Source organism: Alphaproteobacteria bacterium (assembly GCA_035625915.1).
Classification (GTDB): Bacteria; Pseudomonadota; Alphaproteobacteria; order JACZXZ01; family JACZXZ01; genus DATDHA01.
In genome coordinates, this window is sequence record DASPOR010000183.1 from 28,035 (window position 1) to 49,945 (window position 21,911).

The window sequence follows — 21,911 nt, forward strand, 5'->3', positions numbered from 1 at the left end:
CTAGATCTCCCTGATCCAAAAGCGCATCGGCTTTTCGGTTGGTACGTTGTCGCCGATATCACGCCATGAAAAGACGCTTTCGATGCCCGCAAGGGGGCGATAGCCGCGGTTTCGCCAGAAGCCATCGAGCGGGGCATAATCGCTCGGCCGTTTGGGATGATCGGCCGACCGGGTGACGGCACAGAAGACCACCCGATCGAAGCGCTGAAGCACGCGGGCATGGGCTTCCCGATGCTCGAAGAAGGCAACGCCGATCCCGCGGTTGCGATAGGTCGGCAAAAGTACGGACTCCCCGAAATAGAAGATTTTCGATGCGTCGAAGCCTGCGGCGTGGAACGGGGCCTTAATATATTCGTGCTCATGCTCGAGCGGTGCGCCGGTCGCGGCCCCGATTAGATTATCCCCATCGAAGGCGGCGACAATGACGCTGTCCGGGCTTTTGGCATAAGTCTCGACGTAACGTGTCTCGTAGGCCTCGTCGCCCTCGTAGAGATACGGAAAATCCCGGAACACGGTCATTCGCAAACGCGCGAGGCCAGGAAGCGATTTCGCAAAGCCGTCTCGCGTGAGCCGCTCGACGCGGATACCGGCGACCACACTTGCGGGCTCGCACACTTGGCTTATCCAATTCCGGACGTTGTACGTGTTGGTGATCCGCGCCACCTTGCCGTCCCGCACCTCGAAGAAGGCCCCGGCGGCAAGACGGTAACGTTGGCCCCGTGCCGGCGGCAAGCCGTCGTCGGTCTTTAAATATCGTCCGAGTACCGTGAACTCCGCGGCAGCATGGGCGCCGTCAACGCCCGTCGTGACCACGAGATCGACAATGCGCTCCTCATAGCGTTCATTCATGCGATCGAGAAAGCGGCGGAATGCGCCCTTGCCGACCTGACGCCCGCCCTGGTTGACGTCATGCATAACCTCCTCGGCAAGGAGGGCTAAAAAGCCTTCGACATCGCGACGATTGAAGGCCGCATAATACGCGCGAATGAGATCCTCGGTCGTCATCGTTTTTCCGTCACAGGCAGCATGCAGGCGCCGTCGACCCCAATCTGCGCAACCTCCGCGAACGCCACCACTAGGGCAAAAGAGAATAGAGGACAAGCGCCAACCAAGCCGCTCAGCCGGCACCCGCGGTCCGGCCGCCGAGATAGGCAGCGCGCACGTCGTCATTGCTCCAAAGCGCTTCGGGCTTGCCCTCGGCGACGAGGCGTCCGGTCTCGAGCACGTAGCCCCGGTCGGCAACCGAGAGCGCCATGTGGGCGTTTTGCTCAACGAGCAGGACTGTCGTACCCTCCTTGCGAATTTCGGCGATCACTTTGTAGACCTGTTGCACGATGAGGGGGGCCAAGCCAAGGGAGGGTTCGTCGAGGAGGAGGAGCTTCGGCCTCGACATCAGGCCACGTGCGATCGCCACCATCTGCTGCTGACCGCCCGAGAGCGTCCAGCCGAGCGCTTTTTCGAATTTCTTGAGTTCCGGGAAGATGGCGAACATACGTCCGACGTCCGCATCGATGTCGCGCCGGGTTACCTTGCGACGATTGGAGGCGCCGAGGACGATATTCTCCCACACCGTCAGGCCCGGAAAGACGCGCCTTCCCTCCGGCACGTGGGCGATGCCGAGCTTCACGATTGCTTCGGGCGAAAGCCCGCCGATCGGCCGGCCGTGGAAAAGAATGCTGCCCGATTGGGGTTTCATGAGGCCGGAGATCGTGCGAAGCGTCGTACTCTTGCCGGCCCCGTTGGCGCCAAGCAGGGCGACGATCTCGCCTTCATCGACATGAAGCGAGAGGCCTTTGAGCGCTTCGACCTTTCCATAGGCCGAGACGGCCTCGTGAAGTTCAAGTAGCGGCATTCGCCCGCACCTCTCCAAGATATGCGGCGACCACCTCGGGATCGCGCAATACGTCGGACGGCGACCCGTCCGCGATGCACCGGCCGAAATTGAGCACCGTAATGTGCTCGGCGACCTGCTCCACGAGATTCATGTCGTGGTCGATGATGAAGATCGTGAGACCGTGGCCCTTGAGGCGCTTGAGCAGGCTGACCAGTTCCGCCTTCTCGACGTGGTTGAGCCCTGCACCCGGCTCGTCGAGCAGGAGGAGCTTCGGCGTACCGGCGAGGGCGCGCGCGATTTCGACGAGCCGCTGGTGTCCGTAGGAGAGGCTTGCGACCTGCAGGTGCGCGCGATCCACAAGGCCCACGAAGTCGAGTGCTGCGAGTGCGTGATGCTCGAGTCCCGCGGTCTTGCCCGCGACCCTGTGATTCGGCCGCTCGGCCCCGACCATGACGTTGTCGAGCACGGTCATGGCGCCGAACAGACGAATATTCTGGAAGGTTCGGCCCATGCCGTGGCCCGCCCGCTCATGAGGTGCGAGATTGGTGATATCGAGGCCCTCGAGAATGACGACACCCTTCGTCGGCCGGTAGATGCCGCTCAATACGTTGAGCATCGTCGTTTTGCCCGAGCCGTTCGGTCCGATGAGCGCATGCACGGCGTTGCGCTTGACCGCAAGTCCGACGCCATCGACTGCCTTCAGGCCGCCAAAATACTTGGCAAGACCTGTTACCTCCAGGATCGTCGATCCGTCCGCCCGGCCGGTTTCCTCGGTCAGCGGCAAGGGTGGGATCGCTCCAGGACGGATCGGCCTGACCGGATTCAGCTTGCGCCAGAGTGCTGTCGCGAAGCCCCAAATCCCCGCCGGCATGAAGACCATGATGAGGATGACGGCGCAGCCGTAAACCGCAAGGTATATGGTCTTGAGAAAACGCAACCATTCCGGCAGGAGGATCAGAAGGCCGGTACCCAGCACCGTCCCGGCGGGCGAACGCGAGCCGCCCAAAAGCACCATGGTAAGGAAGACGACGGACTCGTTGAACGTGAATTGATCGGGGCTGATATAGGCGAAGCCGCCCGCAAAAAGGCCGCCACCGATCCCGCCGAGCAGGGCCGAGAGCGTAAAGGCGACGACCTTGACCCGGTAGGTGTTGACCCCAACCACGCCCGCCGCAAGCTCGTTGTCGCGCACGGCCTGCATGGCGCGGCCGAGCTTGGTCTTCCTGAGATGCCAAACGAAATAACCCACGATGAACAGGATGGCGATGGAGACGGCAAGATAATGCGCGCTCGGGGCGAAATAATTGTGGAAGAGCACGGGACGCTTGATGCCGGTAACACCGTCGGGTCCGCGCGTGAGCGAAACCCAGTTCGTCAGCACGAGCGCCATGATGGTCTGGAAACTGATCGTTACCATCGCGAGGTAATGGCCGCCGAGGCGAAGCGAGGTGAGCCCGAGAATCGCTCCCGCCAGTGCCGCGAGGCCGATCCCGACGACGAGCGAGGGGAAGAATGGCAGCGCAAACGTCGTGGTGCCGAGCGCTACGCTGTAGGCCCCCAGGCCGAAGAATGCCGCCTGAGCGAGATTGATCTGCCCGCCATAGCCGAGCACGATGGTAAGGCCGAGGACGGCGATCGCGTAAGTCGAGGCCTGCATCAACAGATTCAGCCAATAGGCCGGAAGTGGCGTGAAATGCGCAAAACCGACGGCGACGACCGCAATCGCAAGGTACGTAACGCCGCCGAGCGGGTGCTTACCCGCCGAAGTGCGCGTGCTTGCAGCCGCCGTGGCTTGGCCGGCCGTCATGCCTTTTCCGCGATCTTCTCGCCGAAGATTCCCTGCGGGCGGAACAGCAGGAACACGAACAGCACGAGGAAGGCGAAGGCGTCCTTGTAGGGAACCGAGAGATAGGCCGCCCCGAACGTTTCGACGACACCGAGCGAGAGGCCACCGACAATGGCGCCGGTTACGTTACCGAAGCCGCCGATGATGCTTGCGGCGAAGGCTTTGAGCGCGATGGATGAGCCCATGCCCACCGAGACGAAGAGAATCGGCGCCACCAGCACGCCCGCAAGCCCGCCGAGTACCGCGCTGTAGACGAACGTGAGCACGATCATCGAGGCGACGGGAATGCCGAGGAGGCTCGCCATCTCCTTGTCCTGGGACGTCGCCTGCATTTTCTTGCCGAGCAAGGTGCGCTCGAAGAATAGGTATTGCAGCGCCACCATTGCGATCGTTACAGCGAGGATAAGAAGATACTGGCTGTCGAAAAAGACCTCCCCGATATTGAAGCCTTGACTCGCGAACATGCCAGGCAGGCTTTGCGGATGCGGGCCGTAGGCCGCGAGTACACCGTTCTCGAGAAAGATCGACGCGCCAATCGTGCTGATGATAACTGGAAGAAAGCTGCGATTTCGCAAGGGATAGTAAACGCAGAAATTGAAGAGCGCGCCGAACAAGACGAGGGCCGCGAGCGTGATCACGATGCTCAGCCAGTACGGAAGCCCAAGGTCGATCGCGAGTACCACCATCCCGAAAGCGCCCAGCATCGCAAAATCGCCTTGGGCGAAGTTGACGACGTTCGTCGTTCTGTAGATCAGCACGAAGCCAAGTGCCACGAGGGCATAAATGCTGCCTACACCGATGCCGGTGAACAGAAGCTGGAGTGCAAAGCCCATCGATACTCCGAATTGTTTTCGGGCGGCGCTTCGGACCCGGCCCGATCAGCGATCAGTCGTTGAAGTCGATGTGCTTGTCGTAAACGATCGTTCCTTCGTTGTTCTTGACGATATTGTAGCCGTGGAGGCCATCGCCGTTCTGGTCGAAATTGTAAATGCCTTCGGCTCCTTGATACCCCTTCACCGCAAGAATGGCCTCGCGGATTTTCTGCGGATCGGTACTTTTGGCGTTGTTGATCGCAAGTGCGAGGACGTGGACCGCGTCATAGGCCCAGGAGGCGAAAAGGTCGGGGGAAGCCTTGTATGCGGCCTGGTACTTTGCGTCGAAATCCTTCGCGACCGGATTTGAGTCCTTATTGAAGTCCGCAACGGCGTAGGAGCCGTAAAGTGCGGGACCAGCGAGCTTGAGGGCCGTCGCGGTGGTCGTGGTTGGCGAGCCGACCCACGTGATATTGACGCCAAGTTGGCGAAGCTGTTTTGCGAAGATTCCTTGATCCGGTTCGAACGTCATGTAAGTGCCCATCACGTCCGCCCCCGATTGTTTGACCGCAAGGGCCACAGGCGTGAAGTCCTGGGAATTGTTGGGGTAGCCTTGGACCAGCGCCGGTTCGATGCCCAATTTCTTGAGCGCTTCGACGAGGTAATTCTTGCCCGCGGTGCCGAAAGCGTCCGTCGAATGGACGATCGCCCATTTCTTCTTGCCGAGCGTGTTCACGCCATAGTCCGCGATCACACGCGCGGAATAGGTGTCGTTCGGGCGAAAGCGGAAGAACCACGGATTGTCCATGTGGGTGAGCGCTGGATCCGTGCCGCCGATCATCACGGGCTTGCCGAGCTTGAGGGCATCGGGCGCCATCGCATGTACCTGAGTGCTGCGGATAGGCCCGAGAAAGGCCACAAAATCGCTGTCGCCGGCGAGCTTGCTGAAGGCGAGGACTACACCTGGGTTCGTCGTCTGGTCATCCTCGATGACGAGTTCGATTTGCTTGCCGAGTACGCCGCCGGCCTCATTGACCTCTTCGGCCGCGAGCTTCGCACCTTGGGTCTGATAACGCCCGGACTCCGCACCCGGCCCGGTTGCGGGCGCCACCATCCCGATCTTGATCGTATCGGCGGCCTGCGCTGTCGTGGCAATCGCCGCGATTGTCACGGCGAGCGCAACTGAGGCCGCATTGATGGTCGAGCGCATGAATACCTCCGGCTTGCCTCATCGAACAGGCTTAATTGTCCTTGGGGACCATGATTTCATCGGGCCCTTATTGCAAGCAAGAGGGATTCGGGCTTCATTCGAGTGCGCACGAAGGCAGAGGAATGCGAGGGCCTGGCAATACGAAGCCGAGCGAACTCCGATCGACCGCGGGGGCTCGATCAGTGGGGTCTAAATCGACCCGATCAACCCGGTTAGCGATCTAAGCGCCGGCGATATAGTTGCGCAGCATGTCGCTCTCGGCCGAAAGCTCCTCTAGTCTGCTCTTCACGACGTCGCCGATCGAGATGATGCCCTTGAGGCGGCCGCCTTCAACGACAGGGAGGTGGCGAATGCGCCGGTTCGTCATCTCGCGCATGATTTCATCGACGGTGTTGTCGGGCTTGCAGCTCACGACCGCCTTGGTCATGAGTTCGGCAGCGCGCATGTCGAGGAGTCGGATCCCGTGCTCGGCCAGGCCGTGAATGATGTCGCGTTCCGAGAGGATGCCCTGGAGCTTTTCATCGGGGCCCATCACCAGAACAGCACCGATCCGCTTCTTCGACAGTGTGCGCACGGCTTCCGCGATGGTGACCTCCGGCGCGATCGTGGTGACCGTGCTGCCCTTCGTCTTGAGAATATGGCTAACCTGCATGTCGCAACCTCCTATCCAAACGAACGCACAGGTAGAGCGAAGCCCCCGGAGCGCCTCTTCGGGTGGCACCCTCCCCGAAAGGGTGCGGTTGCATATGCGCGTTTGATTATCGCATTCTTGGGCGGTCCTTGATATGCCGTAATTCTCCAAGCACCATGCAATCGACGATGGCAACGGCAATCAAAGATTCGCACGATAGGCGTCGCGCAAGACGTTCGTCTCGAACTCGATCTCGTCGAGGCGGCTTCGCACCACGTCCCCGATCGAAATAATTCCGCAAAGCTGTCCGTCGCGAAGAACCGGCAAATAACGCGCCCGCTCGAGCGTCATCTGGCGCATCACCTTGTCGAGCGTGTCGTCGGGCGAGCACGTGGGAATACCCACACTCATCAACGATTCGACCGTCATATTGAGCAACTCGGGCCCGTGTTGTGAAAGCCCGTTCACGATATTCCGCTCGGTGATCATGCCGAGCACGCTCTTGCCATCGTTGCTGACGACGACGGCGCCGAAACTCTCCATGTTGAGGCGATGAGCAATCGTCTCGATTGTCAGATCCGGCCGCGTCGTGGCGACCCGCGAGCCCTTCGCCTTCAGAATCGTCTCCACTTTCATCGTCGCCTCCGCTCGGGAACGGTTGCCCTGGAATGCCAATGGCGAGGGCAAGCTCGTGGTCGCAGAAAGAAATATGGGGACGGAAATCGACGAAGGCGAGGGGTCCCGCCCTACTCGTCGCCCGTCGCCTCGCGTAGCCCGCCTCTACCCTTTGCCGCGTCGCGGCGGCGCCTGCGGCGCCAGACGAAATAAGCCACGAGCGCCAGCGCCACGACGACGACTGCAACAGTTTCGATCTCCTGGACCCCGCCGGCAACGGTTTCGAGGGTCGAGCCGAACCAGTAACCGCCAAGGCCAAAACTAAGCGCCCAGATCGCCGCGGCAATCGCGTTGAGGATCGTGAAGCGCCTGAACGACACCCCGGCCAAACCGATTGAAAACGAGGCCACGTTGCGCACGACATAAATAAAGCGAAAACTGAGGATAAAAAGGTTCTGGTACCTGACCAGCAGACGCAGCGGACGTTCGATCCGAACTCGCCAAGCCGGACGCCAATCGAGGATTTGCTCGCCAAACTTCCGGCCGATCCAAAAATAAAGCTGATCGCCGGACGTGCTGCCGACGAACGCGGCAAGGATCGACCATTCGAGCGAAATATAGCCCTGGTGAGCAAGGAACCCCGCGACGAGCAGCACCGTCTCGCCCTCGAAAAACGTCCATACAAGGATGACGAGTGGGCCGAAATCCAACAAAAGATGCTTCACATCCATGGCGCCGCAGGCCCTTTCGCGCCGGCGGACACGCCGCCAGCCGCTGCGGTGACGTCGCGATCCGTCGACACCGCCGCAAATTCCGCATTTCCGGGCCGCTTACAAGTGACGCCGGCCCCCCTGACGCTTCCTTTCTCGATTCCGCTTCTGCGGGCGGATCGTAGGACCGAAGGATTGCCATTTTTCGGTGCCACGGCGCAAGTGTGGCCAATACCCTACAGAAACGGCACGATCGGGGAAGCTTATTCGGATTTCCGCCTTGGAGGGAGAAGGAGGGCCCGGAAATGGTCTCGTTGGGAATGGAGCGCCGGGGGTTCAGGGTGCTGCCGCAGGCCCGCCGGCGGGTGCGAGTTTCGCCGGGTCCAGCTTGTATTCCTTGGCGACGCGGTCGATCTCCGATTTCAGCGCCGGCAGCCAAGGCGCATCGGCCGGCGCCTTAGCTTCGAGCGCCAGCCACGACCTCAAAGCCGCCTCGCCATCCCCACTTTGCGCCTTTGCAAGCCCGAGATAGAACGCTGCACGGACATCGCCGGGATTCTGGGCCAATGCCTTTTCGAAGGACGTTCGCGCTTCCTCGCCGACTTGTCCCTTCGCCTCCATCACGCGCATCTCTCCATAGGCGGAGAGCGCATCCGACCGTGCCCCGGATAGCTCGACCACATGCCGATAGGCGTCGGCGGCCTCCTTATAGCGGTTAAGTGCCGCATAGGTCCGGCCCAGAAGCAACCATCCGCTGAGATCGTCCGGCGTTTCCTTGAGACGCGCTTCGAGCTTTGCGATCGCTTCGGCGATCGGCGGCATTCCCGCGGAAGTACCCGCATCGTTGCGGCCGGCGAAGGGGTAATCCGGCAGGCCGGGAGCGCCGACCCCGAGGTAAAGAACGAAGGCCGTAAGCGGCATCAAAGCGACGATCCCGAACGCCGCCCAGCGGCGACCGGTCCGTCCCGGCATCTGCGGCTGTTCCGTCGCTGCCGGCATTTGTCGGCGCTCGGCCTTCGCCGCGGCGAGAAGCCGGCGTGCGATTTCCCGCTCGGCCGCCTGCGCTTCCTCTCCGCCGATGACGCCACGGCCGACTTCGCGCTTCAGCTCATCGAGTTGGTCGCGGTAGACCTCGAGATCGTAGTCGTCGCGCGGTGGGGGCGACTTGGCGCTGCGAAGGATGGGTCGAAGCAGCATCCACGCGGTGAAAATCGTAATGGCGGCGAGTACGAGCCAGAGAATCATCGCTCGCCGTCCGACTTGAGGAGCTTGGCGAGGTGGCGCTGCTCTTCGATGGTGAGCGGCGGCACCTCCCCCAAATCCCGCTGGCGCTTCCTGACGTAGGCGACCGCCCCCACGAGACCGATCAGGAAGACGATCCCCGGCGACAGCCAGAGCAAATATGTCGCTGGCTCGACCGGAGGCTTCAACAGGACGAACTGGCCGTAGCGCTCGACGATGTATTGAACGACCTGCGCGTCGCTGTCGCCTGCCATCAGTCGCTGCCGCACCAGGACGCGAAGGTCATGGGCGAGATCCGCATTCGAATCGTCGATCGATTGATTCTGGCACACGAGACAGCGCAAGCCTTGGCCGATGGCCCGCGCGCGCGCCTCGAGCGCTGGATCGGCCAGCATTTCCTGGGGTGTGACCGCGTGCGCGAGGCCGAGCGCCATCCATAGCACGGCAATCATGGCAAGGATCGTGCGCATCATTTGGCGAGTCGACTGAGGAGAGGGCGGATCACACCTTCCACGGCCTCGCGGTCGAGCGGGCCGACCTGCTTGTAACGGATCGTTCCCGTCGAATCGACGACGTAGGTCTCGGGCACGCCGTAAACCCCCCAATCGATGCCCGTGCTTCCGTCGCGGTCCGCACCGATGCGCTCATAGGGATCGCCCATCGCGGCCAGCAACTGCCGCGCATCCTCCGGCTTGTCCTTGTAGTCGATGCCGTAGAGCACCACCCCCTCCTTGGCGAGGTCCATGAGAATCGGATGCTCCTCCTTGCACGGCACGCACCAGGACGCGAAGACGTTGACGAGGACGGGCTTGCCCTTGAGATCGGCACTCGACAGCCCCGGCTTGCCGTCGATGAGCGCTGGCAGATTGAATTTCGGCGCAGGCTTGTCGATGAGGGCCGAGGGCACGATTGCCGGATCGCGTCCGAGGCCCGCGAAGAAGAATACCGCGATCGCGGCGAAGACAAGGAGAGGTGCGATGTAGACAAGCCGCTTCGCCATCGCCGCCTTCAATCCCCGGACGCGGTCGCGGCGGATTCGGGAAGCCGGCGGCGTGCGGGGGCTCCCACCCGCAGGCGGCGGTCGCTGAGCGAGAGAATGCCGCCCGCGGCCATCACGACGGCGCCGAGCCAAATCCAGGGTGCGAGCGGATTATCGTAAAGCCGTACTGTCCACCCACCCTGTCCATCGCTGTCCCCAAGGGCGGCATAAATGTCGGCGATGCCGGTGGTGTGGATTGCGGTCACGGCGGTATCGGCACCCGAGAGTGCGAAGGTGCGCTTTTGCGGCGTGAGGCGCGCGACGAGTCGCCCGTCGCGGGTCACCGTCATGTCGGCGCGCTGACCCTCGTAATTGGAGCCGTTCGCGGGTGCTACGTCGTCGAGGGAGACTTCGTAGCCCGCGAGCGCGACCTTCTCGCCCGGATGCATGGTGGCGATGCGCTCGACCCGCCACGCGGTCGTCCCGACAATGCCGGCTAGGGCGATGCCGAGCCCAGCATGGGCCAAGGCGGCGCCGTAAGTGGAACGCGGCAGATGGCGCGCACGCCGCAGCGTCTCGCCCAAAGCTGCCCTTCCGAGGTTCGTGCGCGCCGCAAGCTCGGCAAAGGCGCCAACGAAGAGCCACGCCGCGAGCGCCAGGCCGAAGACCGCAAGAATCGGCCCGCCCGAATGCAGATAGAGTGCGACAAGCCCGGCGAGGAAGGCCGCGGCCCCGGCCACCCAGAGCCTTTGAAGTGCTGCCGCCAGATCGGCGCGCTTCCAGCCGAGAAGCGGGCCGATCGGGACCGCGACGAGGAGTGGCGAGATCAGAGGAACGAAGGTCAAATTGAAAAATGGCGCCCCCACGGAGATCTTCGGCCCGCCGATCCTCTCGAGAAACAGCGGATAGAGCGTTCCGACCAGAACCGTCGCCGCGGCACTCGCGAGGATCAGGTTATTGAGCATGAGTGCTCCCTCCCGGCTGATCGGTGCAAAGAGGCCGCCGGGGGCCAGGTTCGGCGCGCGCACGGCGTAAAGGATAAGCGAGCCGCCGATGGCGATGACGAGAAGGGCAAGAATGAAGATGCCGCGCGCCGGACTGTTCGCGAAAGCGTGCACCGAGGTGAGCACCCCCGAGCGCACGAGGAACGTGCCGATAAGGCTCAGGGAAAACGTCACGATCGCGAGAAGGACGGTCCAGCTCTTGAGCGCGTCGCGCTTCTCGACGACGATCGCCGAATGAAGCAACGCCGTCCCGGCCAGCCACGGCATGAAGGACGCGTTCTCGACCGGGTCCCAGAACCAGAAGCCGCCCCAGCCGAGCGTGTAATAGGCCCACCAGCTTCCCATCGCGATGCCGAGCGTGAGCGTGCACCACGCGGCAAGCGTCCAGGGCCGGACCCAACGCGCCCAGCTCGCATCGACGCGACCCTCGATGAGGGCGGCGATCGCAAAAGAGAACGCCATCGAAAAGCCGACATAGCCGAGATAGAGGACCGGCGGATGGGAGGCGAGACCGGGGTCCTGCAGGATCGGATTGAGGCCCTGGCCGTCGGGCGGCGGCGGGAACACGCGGGCGAAGGGATCGGAGGTGAAGAGGATGAAGGCGAGGAAACCGAACGAGATCATCGCCTGCACGGCCAGCACGCGCGCCTGAAGGGTTGGCGGCAGGTTGGCGCCGAAGGTGGCGACCGCGGCACCGAATAGGGCAAGGATGAGGACCCACAACACCATCGAACCCTCGTGGTTTCCCCAAACGCCCGCGATCTTGTAAACGAGCGGCATCGTCGAATGGGAATTGATCGCCGCCGCATAGACCGAGAAGTCGGACGTTACGAAGGCGTGGACGAGGGCGAGAAATGCGGCGAGCACGAGGACGAATTGCATTTGCGCCGCCGGCCGCGCCACGGCGACAAGTGGCGCATTGGCGCGCGCCGCCCCGTAAAGCGGCAAGCTCGCCTGCGCCAAGGCGACGACGAGTGCGAGCACGAGTGCAAAGTGACCGATTTCGGCAATCACGGCTTGGGGCCTTCTTGCCAGCGGCCGGACTTCTTGAGGGCCTCAGCCACTTCGGGCGGCATGTATTTCTCGTCATGCTTGGCAAGCACGCTCGACGCCTGGAAGCTGCCGTCCGGTTGCAGCCTGCCTTCGGCGACGACGCCTTGGCCCTCGCGAAAGAGATCGGGCAGGATACCGACATAGCGGACCGGAATATCGTGCTTGAGATCGGTGACCTTGAAGCGCACCGATGAATCGGGCCCGCGCGTGACACTGCCGTCCTCGACGAGCCCCCCAAGGCGCACGACCCGGTCGGACGGCGCTCCCTTTTCCAGAAGCTCAGTCGGGCTCAAGAAGAACACGATGTTTTCCCGAAACGCATTCAGCACGAGCAACACCGCGACGCCAAGGATCGCCGCGCCGACGGTTACAAAAACAAGCCGCTTGCGTTTCGGCTTGAGCTTCACTTCCGCGGCTCCCGTCGCGGCCGACCCTCGAAGCGCTCAAGTTCCCGCTCGCGCGATCGCAATCCGCGGATGGCCACGACGAGAATGCCGATCAGCACGAGAAGGGTGAACCCATAAGCCGGCCAAACGAATGCGGCACGGCCGCCCATGTCGAGAAACTCTGCAACTCCATTCATGATCGTGGCTCCCCCGCGTGCCGTCAGGAAAGCTGCGGGAGGCTTTCGGCACCCGCGGCTTTTTGAAACGCGCTGAGGCGCAGGACGCGCAGCTTCCGCGCCGCGATTTCCGTGCGTACGCAGAGAAGCAGCACCGTCACGAAATAGAACGTGAAGCCGAACGCCATGAGAAAGAGCGGCAGCAGCATCTCGGGGGCGATGGTCGGCCCACCCATGCGGAAGACGCTCGCAGGTTGGTGGAGCGTGTTCCACCACTCGACCGAGAAATGAATGATCGGCACGTTGACGAATCCGACCACCGCGAGGATGGCGGCGGCCCGATTGCCCCGGGTCGGGTCTTCGAACGCACGCGACAAGGCGATGTGCCCGAGATAGAGGAAGAAGAGGACGAGGACCGACGTCAGCCGAGCGTCCCATACCCACCACGCCCCCCACATCGGCTTGCCCCAGAGCGATCCCGTCACAAGGGCGAGAAACGTGAACGAAGCACCGATGGGCGACGCCGCCTGGGCCACAAGATCGGCGAGCGGATGACGCCAGATGAGGGCAATCGCACTTGCGACGGCGACAACCGTATAAACGAAGAGCGCCATCCACGCCGCCGGCACGTGGACATACATGATGCGGACGGCCTCGCCCTGCTGATAATCGGGCGGGGAAGCGAAGAGCGCGAAATAGAGACCGAGCCCAAGGAAGCCCACGGCCCCTATGGAGCACCACGGCAGGATGGCGGCCGCGAGCCGCAGGAATCGATTGGGATTGGCGAAACGATGCATGCTCAAATCGAGCCTCGATTCCCTCGATTGCGCCTTCTACCCCCAATGGCTGACCTTGGCCAGCCCTCGCGACCCCGGTTCGATCCGACCCTCGCCAATCGTACTTGCCAAGGGTTAACGGAGGCAGGGGTATGGAAGGATATTACGACGACCTCCTATTCCACCGCCTGCTTGAGGGCTGCGGCACTCGCCCAAGGTGCGAGCACAAGCGCTGCCAGGAGAAACCCCGCCAGGATCGTGAGGTGGGGCCGAACGGCGAGCCCGGCAATGGCGCCGTCAACCGCCGCCACGCCGAAGATCAGCACGGGCACGTAAAGCGGCAAGACGAGAAGCGAGATCAACACCCCGCCGCGGCGAGCGCCAAGAACGAGGGCGGCCCCAATCGCCCCAACCAAGGTCAATGTCGGCGTTCCAAGCAGCATGGCAAGCAAAAGCTGGGCGAAGCCCATCGCCGGCAGGTCGAGCAGGACAGCAAGCAAGGGTGCAGCGACGATCAGGGGCAGGCCCGTTGTCAACCAGTGCGCCGCGCATTTGGCAAGGACAATGGAGCTGAGCGAGACGGGCGAGAGCACCAAAAGATCGAGCCCGCCATCCTCGAAATCGTTCTGGAACAGGCGTTCTAATGAAAGCAACGAGGCAAGCAGCGCCATGACCCAAATGACGCCCGGCGCAATCCGCGCGAGCGTTTCCGGCTCCGGACCAACGCCGAACGGAAAAAGAGCCACGGAAATTACGAAAAAGAGTACGACGACCAACGTGTCCGCACCTTGGCGCAGGGCGAGGCGCAAATCTCGGCTCAAGATGGCGAAAAGGGCGTTCACGGCGCAGCCTCGGCCGCGAAACTGTCGAGGCGCAACTCGCTCGCACCTGGCAGGGCCAACGATGCATGCGTCGCCAGCACCACCACCCCGCCGGCGGCGCGGTGTGCCGCAAGCATGTCTTCGAGTGCTGCCGTGGAGGGACGATCGAGTGCTGCGGTCGGCTCATCGAGCAGCCATAACGGGACGGGATTCGCGAGGAGGCGTGCGAGATTGAGCCTGCGCTTTTGCCCGGCAGAGAGAAAACGTCCCGGGATGTCGGCGGACGCCAGAAGGCCAAGGCGATCGAGGGCTGGGTCCACCGCAGCACCAGCGCCATCGCGCAACCTCGCCCAGAACATCAGGTTTTCCCGCACCGTCAGAACGGGCTTTACCGGGTCTTGGTGACCGATATGACAAAGCCGCGCCCGGTGGGCGTCCCAATCGAGCGATAACACGTTGCCTTGCCATAGGAGCGTGCCGGCGGCGGGACGAAGAAGGCCGGCGGCCAAGCGCAACAAACTCGATTTACCGCTGCCGTTCGGCCCCGTGAGCAAGAGTGCTTCGCCGGGATTGAGCGAAAAAGCGACGCCGGCGAAGACCATGCGCTCGCCGCGCGCGCACACCAGTTCATGCCCCTCGAAGAGCGCCATCGGCTCCTTGAATAACCGCAAGCTGCCCGCCCGTCACAGGAATTCGTGAGGACTGAAGTCCGCTGAATAAAAAAGCAGCCAGCGGGCAAGCCCGCCGGCTGCTAAAGATGGATCCGAGCCTTGTTCGCCCGGACCGGAGGCTGAGGGGGCAGCCTCTGGCAAAGAGGGGAGGTCTTTACCGACTATGAAGATGGGAAGGGATTGTGATCCGTCCAGGCCTGAAATGGGGCAAAAGTAAGGTATTTCGTGAACCGAGAATATACCCAACTAAACAATCAATTAGCTTTCGGCAATCGCATTTGCGAGCGACTCGGGGCACTCGCCCCGCACAGCACAACGGCGGGTGCGGTCAACGGACCTCGAGGTCCATCCAGGTTTCGAAGCAATGGTTCTTGGCGAGCGCCATGACGCCGATCGTGGCCCGGCAGCCGATCCCGCGCTCGGGGCCGAAGATTTCGGCAAACAGGTCGCTTAACCCGCTCGAGACGAGATTGGGGTCGGTGAAGCCGGGCGCGCAGACGACGAAGTTGAGGGTCCGCACGAGTGCCACGACGTTGTCGAGATCACCCACGGCCTGTTTTATCCCGGCGAGGCAGTTGATCGCGGTCTGGCGGGCGGCCGCATAGGCTTCGGCGACCGTGACTTCGGCGCCGACGCGGCCGGGATGGAGTGCCGTCCCATCGGAAAGTTCCGGCACTTGACCGGAAAGGACCAGAAGATTTCCGCTCCGGTGGAAGGGCTTCATCTTGCCGTACTTGGCGCCGTAATAAGTGCCGGCGCCATAGGCCGGCAGCTCGATTCCCATCGCCTCGATCTTCCGCTCGATCTCCATCGTCGCGTCTCCATCGGCCTGGGCTTGATGAACATGGGCCGGATCAACATGGGCCGGGCCAACATGGGCCGCCGTCAAGACCGGGGCAGCACGGCGGTCGCCTCGATTTCGACCTTCGCCCGATCCTCGACGAGCCCGGACACCTGAACAAGCGCCATCGTCGGGAAGTGGTTGCCGATCACCTCGCGATAGGCAGCGCCGACTTCGCGCAGGTTTGCGAGATATTCCTGCTTGTCCGTCACATACCATGTCATGCGCGCAATATGCTCGGCCTTGGCCCCCGCTTCGGCAAGCACGGCAAGGATGTTTTGAAGCGCCTGGCGGACCTGCCCTGGGAAGGAGTCAGTCTCGAAATGGCCGGCCGGGTTCCAGCCGATCATCCCCGCCACGAAAACGAACCGGCCTTCGGCAGTCATCCCGTTGCTGTAGCCCTTGGGGCGAGGCCATCCCGGCGGGAGCAGGGTTTTCATCGCACACCTCCCTTCGTCGCATTCGATGTCGCCATCGTGCAGACATTCTGACAGCCAGACTGTCGCGCGTCATGGCCGGAACGTTGGAAGGCGCGGACGGCCGAACATGTGGATGCGCGGGCTTGACGAATGAAGAGATCGCGCCCTCATGGTTCGAGACGCCTCGCGCCGGCGGCCGCCTCAGCGGCCGCCTCTTTGCGTGACGCAGAAGAAGGCGCGCGAAGCGCGCCAGGAGGCTCCTCACCATGAGGATATTTATTTATATGATTAAAGTCCTCATCCCGAGGAGGTGCGCAGCACCGTCTCGAAGGATGAAGAGCCTCTCACAACATTAACGTCCTCATCCTGAGGGCGATAAAAATGAAAACAATCCTCCCAAGCCAATGGCTCAGTCGAATCTCGCCGTGAAATGCAAGCGCACGAGTGAGCACGACAAAAGCGCTTGCATATCCACCGAAAATTACTTTAGACTTAAAATAATTTCCTCCCAAGCACGGAGCTTGGCGGTCATGTCCCCGGGTGCCACAAACAAGGCGTCGGATCGCGCTCGATCGGCGGCGATCGCCAAGCCGGTATCCGACGCCCTGCCGCTTGCCGGCCGCGCGGCCGTCGTCACCGGTGGTGGGCGCGGCATCGGTGCCGCGATCGCGCGCCGCCTTGCCTTGCTCGGTGCGGATCTCACGCTTGTCGGCCGGTCGCGGGACACGCTCGGCGCCCGCGCCCGGTCGCTTGAAGAAGAAACCGGTCGCCGGATCGCGTGGGCGAGTGCCGACGTGGCCGACCGGCGCGCGCTCGAATCCGCCTTCGAGACGGCGCGTGCTGCCCACGGTTCGCCGCTGATCCTCGTGAACAATGCGGGCGTCGCAAGAAGTGCCGCGTTCGCCAAGACCGATGCGGCCCTCTGGGACGAGATGCTGCGCGTCAATCTCACGGGCGCATTCCATGCGGCACAAATAGCCTTGCCCGGCATGATCGAGGCCGGTTGGGGCCGCATCGTCAACGTGGCGTCGACCGCCGGTCTCATCGGCTATCGCTATGTCAGCGCCTATTGTGCCGCAAAGCACGGTCTCGTCGGCCTGACCCGCGCTTTGGCGCTCGAGGTGGCGGCGAAAGGCGTTACCGTGAACGCGGTTTGCCCAGGCTTCACCGACACGGACCTGCTCGCGGGGGCCGTCGCGAATATCGTCGAAAAGACCGGCATCGACGAGGTGGGGGCGCGCGCCGAACTTGCCAAGACCAATCCGCAAGGCCGCCTTGTTCAGCCGGACGAAGTGGCGCAGACCGTCGCTTGGCTTTGCCTGCCCGAATCGAGTGCCCTCACCGGCCAGGCTATCGCCGTCGCGGGCGGAGAGGTGATGCGATGAATGAGTCGGCCGAAGCCGGTGGCGCCATGCAGCTCGATTACGAGAGTTCGGCGCGGCACGACGACCGGCTCGACCTGCGGGTCTGGCTGCGGCTTTTGACCTGCGCCAGCATGATCGAGCGGCGCGTGCGTCAGCGTTTGCGCAACAGCTTCGATCTCACGCTCCCGCGCTTCGATCTCATGGCGCAGCTCGACCGCGCACCCGAGGGATTGACCATGGGCGCACTCTCGCGCCGGCTCATGGTGACGAACGGCAACGTGACCGGACTGATCGAGCGCATGGCGAGCGAGGGTGTCGTCGAGCGCGCAGCCGCACCCCACGACCGGCGCGTACAGGTCGTGCGTCTCACCCGAGCCGGGAAAGCCGCATTCGACGCGATGACGCCCGAGCACGGCGATTGGATCGAAGGGATGATGCGGGAATTGAGTCGAAAAGACCTGGCGGATCTCTATGCGCTCCTCGCACGCCTGAAGCGTTCGGTCGAGCACGCTGAAAAAAACGCGCGTGCCGGGGCGAGGGGGCCGTAATGGCGGGCGAGCGGCAGGTGAAGAGCGAACCGTCGACCGCGGTCTGGCAGGCAAAACACTTTAGCCTTCACGTCGAAGGCAAGGTCGTGACCGTGACCCTAGACCGGCCGGAGCGCAAGAACCCGCTGACGTTCGAGAGTTATGCCGAGTTGCGCGACTTCTTCCGCCATCTCGTCGGCGAAGGTTCGGTCAAGGCGGTGATTCTCACGGGGGCCGGCGGGAATTTCTCCTCGGGCGGGGATGTGCACGACATCATCGGCCCGCTCGTGGGGATGGCGATGCCCGATCTTTTGAAGTTCACCCGCATGACGGGCGATCTCGTGAAGGCCATACGCGGCTGTCCGCAACCCGTGATCGCGGCGATCGATGGCGTTTGCGCAGGCGCCGGCGCCTGCCTCGCGATGGCGAGCGACCTTCGCATCGGCACGCCGCGAAGCAAGGTTGCATTCCTCTTCGCTCGCGTCGGCCTCGCTGGATGCGATATGGGTGCTTGCGCCATCCTGCCGCGCATCATCGGGCTCGGGCGTGCCGCCGAGCTTTTGTTCACCGGCCGCTCGATGAGTGCGGAAGAGGCCGCTGCCTGGGGCTTCTACAACCGGATCGCCGCCCCCGATGCGCTCGTGGCCGAAGCGTCTTCGCTCGCTCTCTCCCTCGCGGAGGGACCTACCTTCGCGCACGCGATGACCAAGCGGATGCTCGATCAGGAAATGACGATGGGCATTGCCGAAGCGATCGAACAGGAAGCGCAGGCGCAAGCGATTTGCATGCAATCGGGCGACTTTCGTCGGGCCTATGAGGCCTTCGTCAAGAAGACCAAGCCGGCCTTCGAGGGAAGCTGATTCGATGCCCGACACGAGCTTTCTCGCTTGGCCGTTCTTCGACGAGGCGCACCGACGCCTGAAGGATCGGCTCGATCCGTGGGTGGCGGCGGAAATCGCACCGCACGAGCACGACGAACACGATGTCGACGCACTCTGTCGCCATTTCGTGGCACGCCTCGGCGAGGGCGGCTGGCTGCGTTACGCGGTTCCGGCATCCCACGGCGGGATTGCCGCGGCACTCGACGTGCGCAGCCTTTGCTTGCTGCGCGAAACGCTCGCCCATCGCACGGGCCTCGCCGATTTCGCCTTTGCGATGCAAGGGCTCGGCAGCGCCTCGATCGCCCTTTTCGGATCGGAGGCACTCAAGGCGCGCTACCTCCCGCGCGTCGGGGCGGGCAAGCAGATCGCCGCCTTCGCCCTATCCGAACCCGAGGGTGGGTCCGACGTCTCGGCCCTCCAGTGTGTCGCCCGGCAAGAGGGCGACTGCTATGTGATCGACGGACGCAAGACGTGGATCTCGAACGGCGGGATCGCCGATCACTATGTTGTTTTCGTGCGCACCGGCGAAGCACCCGGTGCCAAGGGCCTCTCGGCCCTCGTGGTGGACGCGGACAACCCCGGCCTCAAGATCGCGGAGCGTTTGCGCGTCATCGCACCCCATCCGCTCGCGACCCTGTCGTTCGAGGATTGCCGCGTGCCCGCCGCGCATCTCCTCGGTAAGGCAGGGGAGGGCTTCAAGATCGCGATGGCGACGCTCGACATCTTCCGGGCAACGGTCGGGGCGGCCGCCCTCGGCTTTGCGCGGCGCGCGCTCGACGAGGCGCTTGCCTATGCCGCACACCGTGCTGCCTTCGGAAAACCGATCGCCGAGCATCAGCTCATCCAGGCAAAGCTCGCGGACATGGCGCTCAAGGTCGATGCGGCGGCCCTCCTCGTCTACCGTGCGGCCTGGACCAGGGATTCACTCGGCGGGCGTGTCAGCCGCGAATCGTCGATGGCCAAGCTCTATGCGAGCGAGGCGGCGCAAGAGGTGATCGACGAGGCGGTGCAAATCTTCGGCGGCATGGGCGTTCTTTCGGGTGCCGTGGTTGAGCGGCTCTACCGCGAAATCCGTGCGCTCAGGATCTACGAGGGCACGAGCGAAATTCAAAGGCTCGTGATCGCAGCGCAGACGCGCGCCGCCCACGATGGGGTGCTGAATGCGTCATCGCCCGCCAAAGAGGAAAAGGAGCCGGCGGCATGAAGCTCTTCGAACCCCTCACCATCAACGGCATGACGATCCCCAATCGTGTGCTGGTGCCCGCGATGGTGACGCGGCTCTCGGGCGAGGACGGCTTTGTCAACGACGCCGTGATCGAGCGCTACGTGCGCTATGCTGAGGGCGAAGTCGGGCTCATCGTCGTCGAAGCGACAGCCGTGCATGGCGCCAAATCGGGCCCTCTGTTGCGGTTGAGTGATGACTGTTTCGTGCCCGGCCATAGCGAGCTTGTCAAACGTGTGCACGATTGCTCGGAGAGCAAGATCGTGCCGCAGATCATCCACTTCATGAAAGTGGCGCGCTCGGGCTGGCGTCAGACGATCGACAGCCTGTCGCCTTCGGAGATCGATCGGATCGTCGACGAGTTCGGCAACGCCGCCGGCCGTGCGCGCGAAGCCGGCTATGACGGCGTCGAGCTTCACTCGGCGCATGCCTATACACTTTCGTCCTTCCTCTCCAAGCGAAATCCGCGGCGCGACGAATATACCGGCCGCACGCTCGAAGGGCGTCTGCGCATGTTCGGCAAGGTGCTCGCCAAAGTGCGGGAAAAGGTCGGGCGGGACTGGCCGGTCGGCGTGCGCTTCCTCGCCGAGGAATGCATCAAGGACGGCTACACCGTCGAGGAGGCCAAGCTGATCGGACTGCGCATGGCGCAACTCGGCATCGACTACATTTCGCTCTCCGTCGGCGGCAAGTTCGAGGACGCCATTCACCGCGAGGGACAGCCGCTTTATCCCTATACGGGCTATTCGGGCGATCGTTGCATGCCCGGCGATTGGTATCCCCCCTTGCCGCACGCAAGCCTCGCGGCGACGATCAAGTCGTTCATCGATGCGAAGGGCTTCAACGTGCCGGTCGCGTCGGTCGGCAAGATATCGGATCCAGTGGATGCCGAGCGTCTTCTTGCCGACGGCAAGGCCGACATCATCGGCATGGCGCGCCAGCTCCTCGCCGATCCCTTCTGGCCGAGGAAGGCACGCGAGGGCCGCGCCGACGAAATCGTGCGCTGCATCTATTGCAACGTATGCAAGCAGCTCGACGAGAATTTCAAGGAGGTCCACTGCTTCCTGTGGCCCAAGGATGCACGGCAGGCTCCCCTCGACGACCGCAGCGGCGAACGGCCGCGCTGGGGCGAGGATCGAGGGGGGCTCAGCGCCACCTTCGAAGACGGCAAGGTCAAGCTCCTTTGGTTGAAACCGGTATCGGGGAAAATATCCGGTTACGACGTCTATCGTGCGGAGGATGACGGGGAGGTGCGCTGCCTCGAGGCGGTCAAGGGTACTCGATTTGTCGACCGCAGCGTGCTCGGTGGCCTGCGCTACACATATTATGTCAGGGCCTACGACGCGAGCGGGCGCGCGAGTGCGCCGAGCAACTGCGTCGCGATCGAGCCCGGCATTCCCGGATTCGACGAGACGACGCCGAGCCCGAGCAGCGAGGTCCTTCATGCCTGAGGTGCCACCCCTCCCCCCAGGCGGAGTCGCAAGCGCCCACACGGACACGTTCGCGCGCGACAACCTCCCGCCGTTCGAGCTGTGGGCCCGCATGGATTATTCGCCGCTCCCGGAACTCAAGGCATACCCCAATCGCATCAACGCAGCGCGCGAACTCCTCGACCGCCACGTTGCCGCGGGGCGCGGCAGTCGGCCGGCGATCTGGTTCGAGGGTGCGGTCTGGAGCTATGCCGATCTCAAGGATCGCTCGGACCGAATAGCACGCGTCCTCAGGACCGAGTTCGGCCTCGTTCCAGGCAACCGCGTCCTTTTGCGCGGTCCCAACAATCCGATGATGGCGGCGTGCTGGTTCGGCGTGTTGAAGGCAGGCGGGATCGCTGTCGCGACGATGCCGCTATTGCGTGCGCGCGAACTCGTCTACGTCCTTGAAAAAGCCCAAG

At 63.2% G+C, this 21,911-nt stretch carries 25 protein-coding genes; 6 read left to right on the forward strand and 19 right to left on the reverse strand.

Features of this window, described 5'->3' with window-relative positions; translation table 11 throughout:
* The 19 genes from VEJ16_14325 to VEJ16_14415 all read right to left on the reverse strand — a co-directional run bounded on the left by VEJ16_14325 (position 1) and on the right by VEJ16_14415 (position 16,047).
* Positions 1-1,005, reverse strand: a complete 1,005-nt coding sequence (locus VEJ16_14325) for a ketosteroid isomerase-related protein (GenBank protein ID HYB10839.1) — start codon at positions 1,003-1,005, stop codon at positions 1-3.
* Positions 1,006-1,117: 112 nt separating this feature from the next.
* The gene (locus VEJ16_14330; protein HYB10840.1) at positions 1,118-1,852 is read right to left on the reverse strand and encodes an ABC transporter ATP-binding protein; all 735 of its coding nucleotides are present in this window, start codon (positions 1,850-1,852) and stop codon (positions 1,118-1,120) included.
* Positions 1,839-3,641, reverse strand: a complete 1,803-nt coding sequence (locus VEJ16_14335; GenBank protein HYB10841.1) for a branched-chain amino acid ABC transporter ATP-binding protein/permease — start codon at positions 3,639-3,641, stop codon at positions 1,839-1,841. The genes VEJ16_14330 and VEJ16_14335 overlap by 14 nt, the downstream gene beginning before the upstream one ends.
* Positions 3,638-4,513, reverse strand: coding sequence for a branched-chain amino acid ABC transporter permease (locus VEJ16_14340; GenBank protein HYB10842.1), 876 nt, complete (start codon positions 4,511-4,513; stop codon positions 3,638-3,640). The genes VEJ16_14335 and VEJ16_14340 overlap by 4 nt, the downstream gene beginning before the upstream one ends.
* 52 nt (positions 4,514-4,565) lie before the next feature.
* On the reverse strand, positions 4,566-5,702 hold the full coding sequence (locus VEJ16_14345) for an ABC transporter substrate-binding protein (protein ID HYB10843.1): 1,137 nt from the start codon (positions 5,700-5,702) through the stop codon (positions 4,566-4,568).
* A 220-nt stretch (positions 5,703-5,922) separates the two neighbouring features.
* Complete coding sequence (locus VEJ16_14350; protein ID HYB10844.1) at positions 5,923-6,354, reverse strand: CBS domain-containing protein; 432 nt, start codon at positions 6,352-6,354, stop codon at positions 5,923-5,925.
* Positions 6,355-6,534: 180 nt separating this feature from the next.
* Positions 6,535-6,969 carry a CBS domain-containing protein gene (locus VEJ16_14355; protein HYB10845.1) on the reverse strand — a complete coding sequence of 145 codons (435 nt, stop codon included), beginning with the start codon at positions 6,967-6,969 and terminating at the stop codon, positions 6,535-6,537.
* Between the two features lie 110 nt (positions 6,970-7,079).
* Complete coding sequence (locus VEJ16_14360) at positions 7,080-7,679, reverse strand: DedA family protein (GenBank protein HYB10846.1); 600 nt, start codon at positions 7,677-7,679, stop codon at positions 7,080-7,082.
* Positions 7,680-7,994: 315 nt separating this feature from the next.
* Positions 7,995-8,903: a c-type cytochrome biogenesis protein CcmI gene (ccmI, locus tag VEJ16_14365; protein ID HYB10847.1), complete on the reverse strand. Its 909-nt coding sequence runs from the start codon at positions 8,901-8,903 to the stop codon at positions 7,995-7,997.
* Positions 8,900-9,373 (reverse strand): cytochrome c-type biogenesis protein, encoded by a 474-nt coding sequence (locus VEJ16_14370; GenBank protein HYB10848.1) that lies wholly within the window; start codon positions 9,371-9,373, stop codon positions 8,900-8,902. Before VEJ16_14370 ends, ccmI begins: the two co-directional genes overlap by 4 nt.
* Positions 9,370-9,900: a DsbE family thiol:disulfide interchange protein gene (locus VEJ16_14375; protein HYB10849.1), complete on the reverse strand. Its 531-nt coding sequence runs from the start codon at positions 9,898-9,900 to the stop codon at positions 9,370-9,372. Before VEJ16_14375 ends, VEJ16_14370 begins: the two co-directional genes overlap by 4 nt.
* Positions 9,901-9,908: 8 nt before the next feature.
* Positions 9,909-11,897, reverse strand: coding sequence for a heme lyase CcmF/NrfE family subunit (locus VEJ16_14380; GenBank protein ID HYB10850.1), 1,989 nt, complete (start codon positions 11,895-11,897; stop codon positions 9,909-9,911).
* Positions 11,894-12,343: a cytochrome c maturation protein CcmE gene (gene ccmE, locus VEJ16_14385; protein HYB10851.1), complete on the reverse strand. Its 450-nt coding sequence runs from the start codon at positions 12,341-12,343 to the stop codon at positions 11,894-11,896. Before ccmE ends, VEJ16_14380 begins: the two co-directional genes overlap by 4 nt.
* Positions 12,340-12,519 carry a heme exporter protein CcmD gene (ccmD, locus tag VEJ16_14390; GenBank protein ID HYB10852.1) on the reverse strand — a complete coding sequence of 60 codons (180 nt, stop codon included), beginning with the start codon at positions 12,517-12,519 and terminating at the stop codon, positions 12,340-12,342. The genes ccmE and ccmD overlap by 4 nt, the downstream gene beginning before the upstream one ends.
* 23 nt (positions 12,520-12,542) lie before the next feature.
* Positions 12,543-13,295 (reverse strand): heme ABC transporter permease, encoded by a 753-nt coding sequence (locus VEJ16_14395; GenBank protein HYB10853.1) that lies wholly within the window; start codon positions 13,293-13,295, stop codon positions 12,543-12,545.
* A 155-nt stretch (positions 13,296-13,450) separates the two neighbouring features.
* The gene (gene ccmB / locus VEJ16_14400) at positions 13,451-14,116 is read right to left on the reverse strand and encodes a heme exporter protein CcmB (GenBank protein ID HYB10854.1); all 666 of its coding nucleotides are present in this window, start codon (positions 14,114-14,116) and stop codon (positions 13,451-13,453) included.
* On the reverse strand, positions 14,113-14,745 hold the full coding sequence (ccmA, locus tag VEJ16_14405) for a heme ABC exporter ATP-binding protein CcmA (GenBank protein ID HYB10855.1): 633 nt from the start codon (positions 14,743-14,745) through the stop codon (positions 14,113-14,115). The genes ccmB and ccmA overlap by 4 nt, the downstream gene beginning before the upstream one ends.
* A 349-nt stretch (positions 14,746-15,094) precedes the next feature.
* Positions 15,095-15,577 (reverse strand): RidA family protein, encoded by a 483-nt coding sequence (locus VEJ16_14410; protein ID HYB10856.1) that lies wholly within the window; start codon positions 15,575-15,577, stop codon positions 15,095-15,097.
* Positions 15,578-15,651: 74 nt separating this feature from the next.
* On the reverse strand, positions 15,652-16,047 hold the full coding sequence (locus tag VEJ16_14415) for a RidA family protein (protein HYB10857.1): 396 nt from the start codon (positions 16,045-16,047) through the stop codon (positions 15,652-15,654).
* 509 nt (positions 16,048-16,556) lie between these two features.
* Here VEJ16_14415 and VEJ16_14420 point away from each other — a divergent pair.
* From VEJ16_14420 to VEJ16_14445, 6 genes are all read left to right on the forward strand, one after another.
* Positions 16,557-17,411, forward strand: coding sequence for an SDR family NAD(P)-dependent oxidoreductase (locus VEJ16_14420; GenBank protein HYB10858.1), 855 nt, complete (start codon positions 16,557-16,559; stop codon positions 17,409-17,411).
* Complete coding sequence (locus tag VEJ16_14425; protein ID HYB10859.1) at positions 17,408-17,938, forward strand: MarR family transcriptional regulator; 531 nt, start codon at positions 17,408-17,410, stop codon at positions 17,936-17,938. Before VEJ16_14420 ends, VEJ16_14425 begins: the two co-directional genes overlap by 4 nt.
* On the forward strand, positions 17,938-18,777 hold the full coding sequence (locus VEJ16_14430; protein HYB10860.1) for an enoyl-CoA hydratase family protein: 840 nt from the start codon (positions 17,938-17,940) through the stop codon (positions 18,775-18,777). The genes VEJ16_14425 and VEJ16_14430 overlap by 1 nt, the downstream gene beginning before the upstream one ends.
* Positions 18,778-18,781: 4 nt before the next feature.
* Positions 18,782-20,002, forward strand: coding sequence for an acyl-CoA dehydrogenase family protein (locus VEJ16_14435; GenBank protein ID HYB10861.1), 1,221 nt, complete (start codon positions 18,782-18,784; stop codon positions 20,000-20,002).
* The gene (locus VEJ16_14440) at positions 19,999-21,471 is read left to right on the forward strand and encodes an NADH:flavin oxidoreductase (protein ID HYB10862.1); all 1,473 of its coding nucleotides are present in this window, start codon (positions 19,999-20,001) and stop codon (positions 21,469-21,471) included. The genes VEJ16_14435 and VEJ16_14440 overlap by 4 nt, the downstream gene beginning before the upstream one ends.
* Positions 21,464-21,911: AMP-binding protein (locus VEJ16_14445; protein HYB10863.1), on the forward strand; the 448-nt coding region annotated here is incomplete at its 3' end. The genes VEJ16_14440 and VEJ16_14445, both read left to right, overlap by 8 nt.

What these genes read in the sequence shown, in the direction of transcription:
- VEJ16_14325 (HYB10839.1), bottom strand. Translation starts at nt 1,005, where the DNA reads ATGACGACCGAGGATCTCATTCGCGCGTATTATGCGGCCTTCAATCGT.
- VEJ16_14330 (HYB10840.1), bottom strand. Translation starts at nt 1,852, where the DNA reads ATGCCGCTACTTGAACTTCACGAGGCCGTCTCGGCCTATGGAAAGGTC.
- VEJ16_14335 (HYB10841.1), bottom strand. Translation starts at nt 3,641, where the DNA reads ATGACGGCCGGCCAAGCCACGGCGGCTGCAAGCACGCGCACTTCGGCG.
- VEJ16_14340 (HYB10842.1), bottom strand. Translation starts at nt 4,513, where the DNA reads ATGGGCTTTGCACTCCAGCTTCTGTTCACCGGCATCGGTGTAGGCAGC.
- VEJ16_14345 (HYB10843.1), bottom strand. Translation starts at nt 5,702, where the DNA reads ATGCGCTCGACCATCAATGCGGCCTCAGTTGCGCTCGCCGTGACAATC.
- VEJ16_14350 (HYB10844.1), bottom strand. Translation starts at nt 6,354, where the DNA reads ATGCAGGTTAGCCATATTCTCAAGACGAAGGGCAGCACGGTCACCACG.
- VEJ16_14355 (HYB10845.1), bottom strand. Translation starts at nt 6,969, where the DNA reads ATGAAAGTGGAGACGATTCTGAAGGCGAAGGGCTCGCGGGTCGCCACG.
- VEJ16_14360 (HYB10846.1), bottom strand. Translation starts at nt 7,679, where the DNA reads ATGGATGTGAAGCATCTTTTGTTGGATTTCGGCCCACTCGTCATCCTT.
- ccmI (HYB10847.1), bottom strand. Translation starts at nt 8,903, where the DNA reads ATGATTCTCTGGCTCGTACTCGCCGCCATTACGATTTTCACCGCGTGG.
- VEJ16_14370 (HYB10848.1), bottom strand. Translation starts at nt 9,373, where the DNA reads ATGATGCGCACGATCCTTGCCATGATTGCCGTGCTATGGATGGCGCTC.
- VEJ16_14375 (HYB10849.1), bottom strand. Translation starts at nt 9,900, where the DNA reads ATGGCGAAGCGGCTTGTCTACATCGCACCTCTCCTTGTCTTCGCCGCG.
- ccmD (HYB10852.1), bottom strand. Translation starts at nt 12,519, where the DNA reads ATGAATGGAGTTGCAGAGTTTCTCGACATGGGCGGCCGTGCCGCATTC.
- VEJ16_14395 (HYB10853.1), bottom strand. Translation starts at nt 13,295, where the DNA reads ATGCATCGTTTCGCCAATCCCAATCGATTCCTGCGGCTCGCGGCCGCC.
- ccmA (HYB10855.1), bottom strand. Translation starts at nt 14,745, where the DNA reads ATGGCGCTCTTCGAGGGGCATGAACTGGTGTGCGCGCGCGGCGAGCGC.
- VEJ16_14410 (HYB10856.1), bottom strand. Translation starts at nt 15,577, where the DNA reads ATGGAGATCGAGCGGAAGATCGAGGCGATGGGAATCGAGCTGCCGGCC.
- VEJ16_14415 (HYB10857.1), bottom strand. Translation starts at nt 16,047, where the DNA reads ATGAAAACCCTGCTCCCGCCGGGATGGCCTCGCCCCAAGGGCTACAGC.
- VEJ16_14420 (HYB10858.1), top strand. Translation starts at nt 16,557, where the DNA reads ATGTCCCCGGGTGCCACAAACAAGGCGTCGGATCGCGCTCGATCGGCG.
- VEJ16_14425 (HYB10859.1), top strand. Translation starts at nt 17,408, where the DNA reads ATGAATGAGTCGGCCGAAGCCGGTGGCGCCATGCAGCTCGATTACGAG.
- VEJ16_14430 (HYB10860.1), top strand. Translation starts at nt 17,938, where the DNA reads ATGGCGGGCGAGCGGCAGGTGAAGAGCGAACCGTCGACCGCGGTCTGG.
- VEJ16_14435 (HYB10861.1), top strand. Translation starts at nt 18,782, where the DNA reads ATGCCCGACACGAGCTTTCTCGCTTGGCCGTTCTTCGACGAGGCGCAC.
- VEJ16_14440 (HYB10862.1), top strand. Translation starts at nt 19,999, where the DNA reads ATGAAGCTCTTCGAACCCCTCACCATCAACGGCATGACGATCCCCAAT.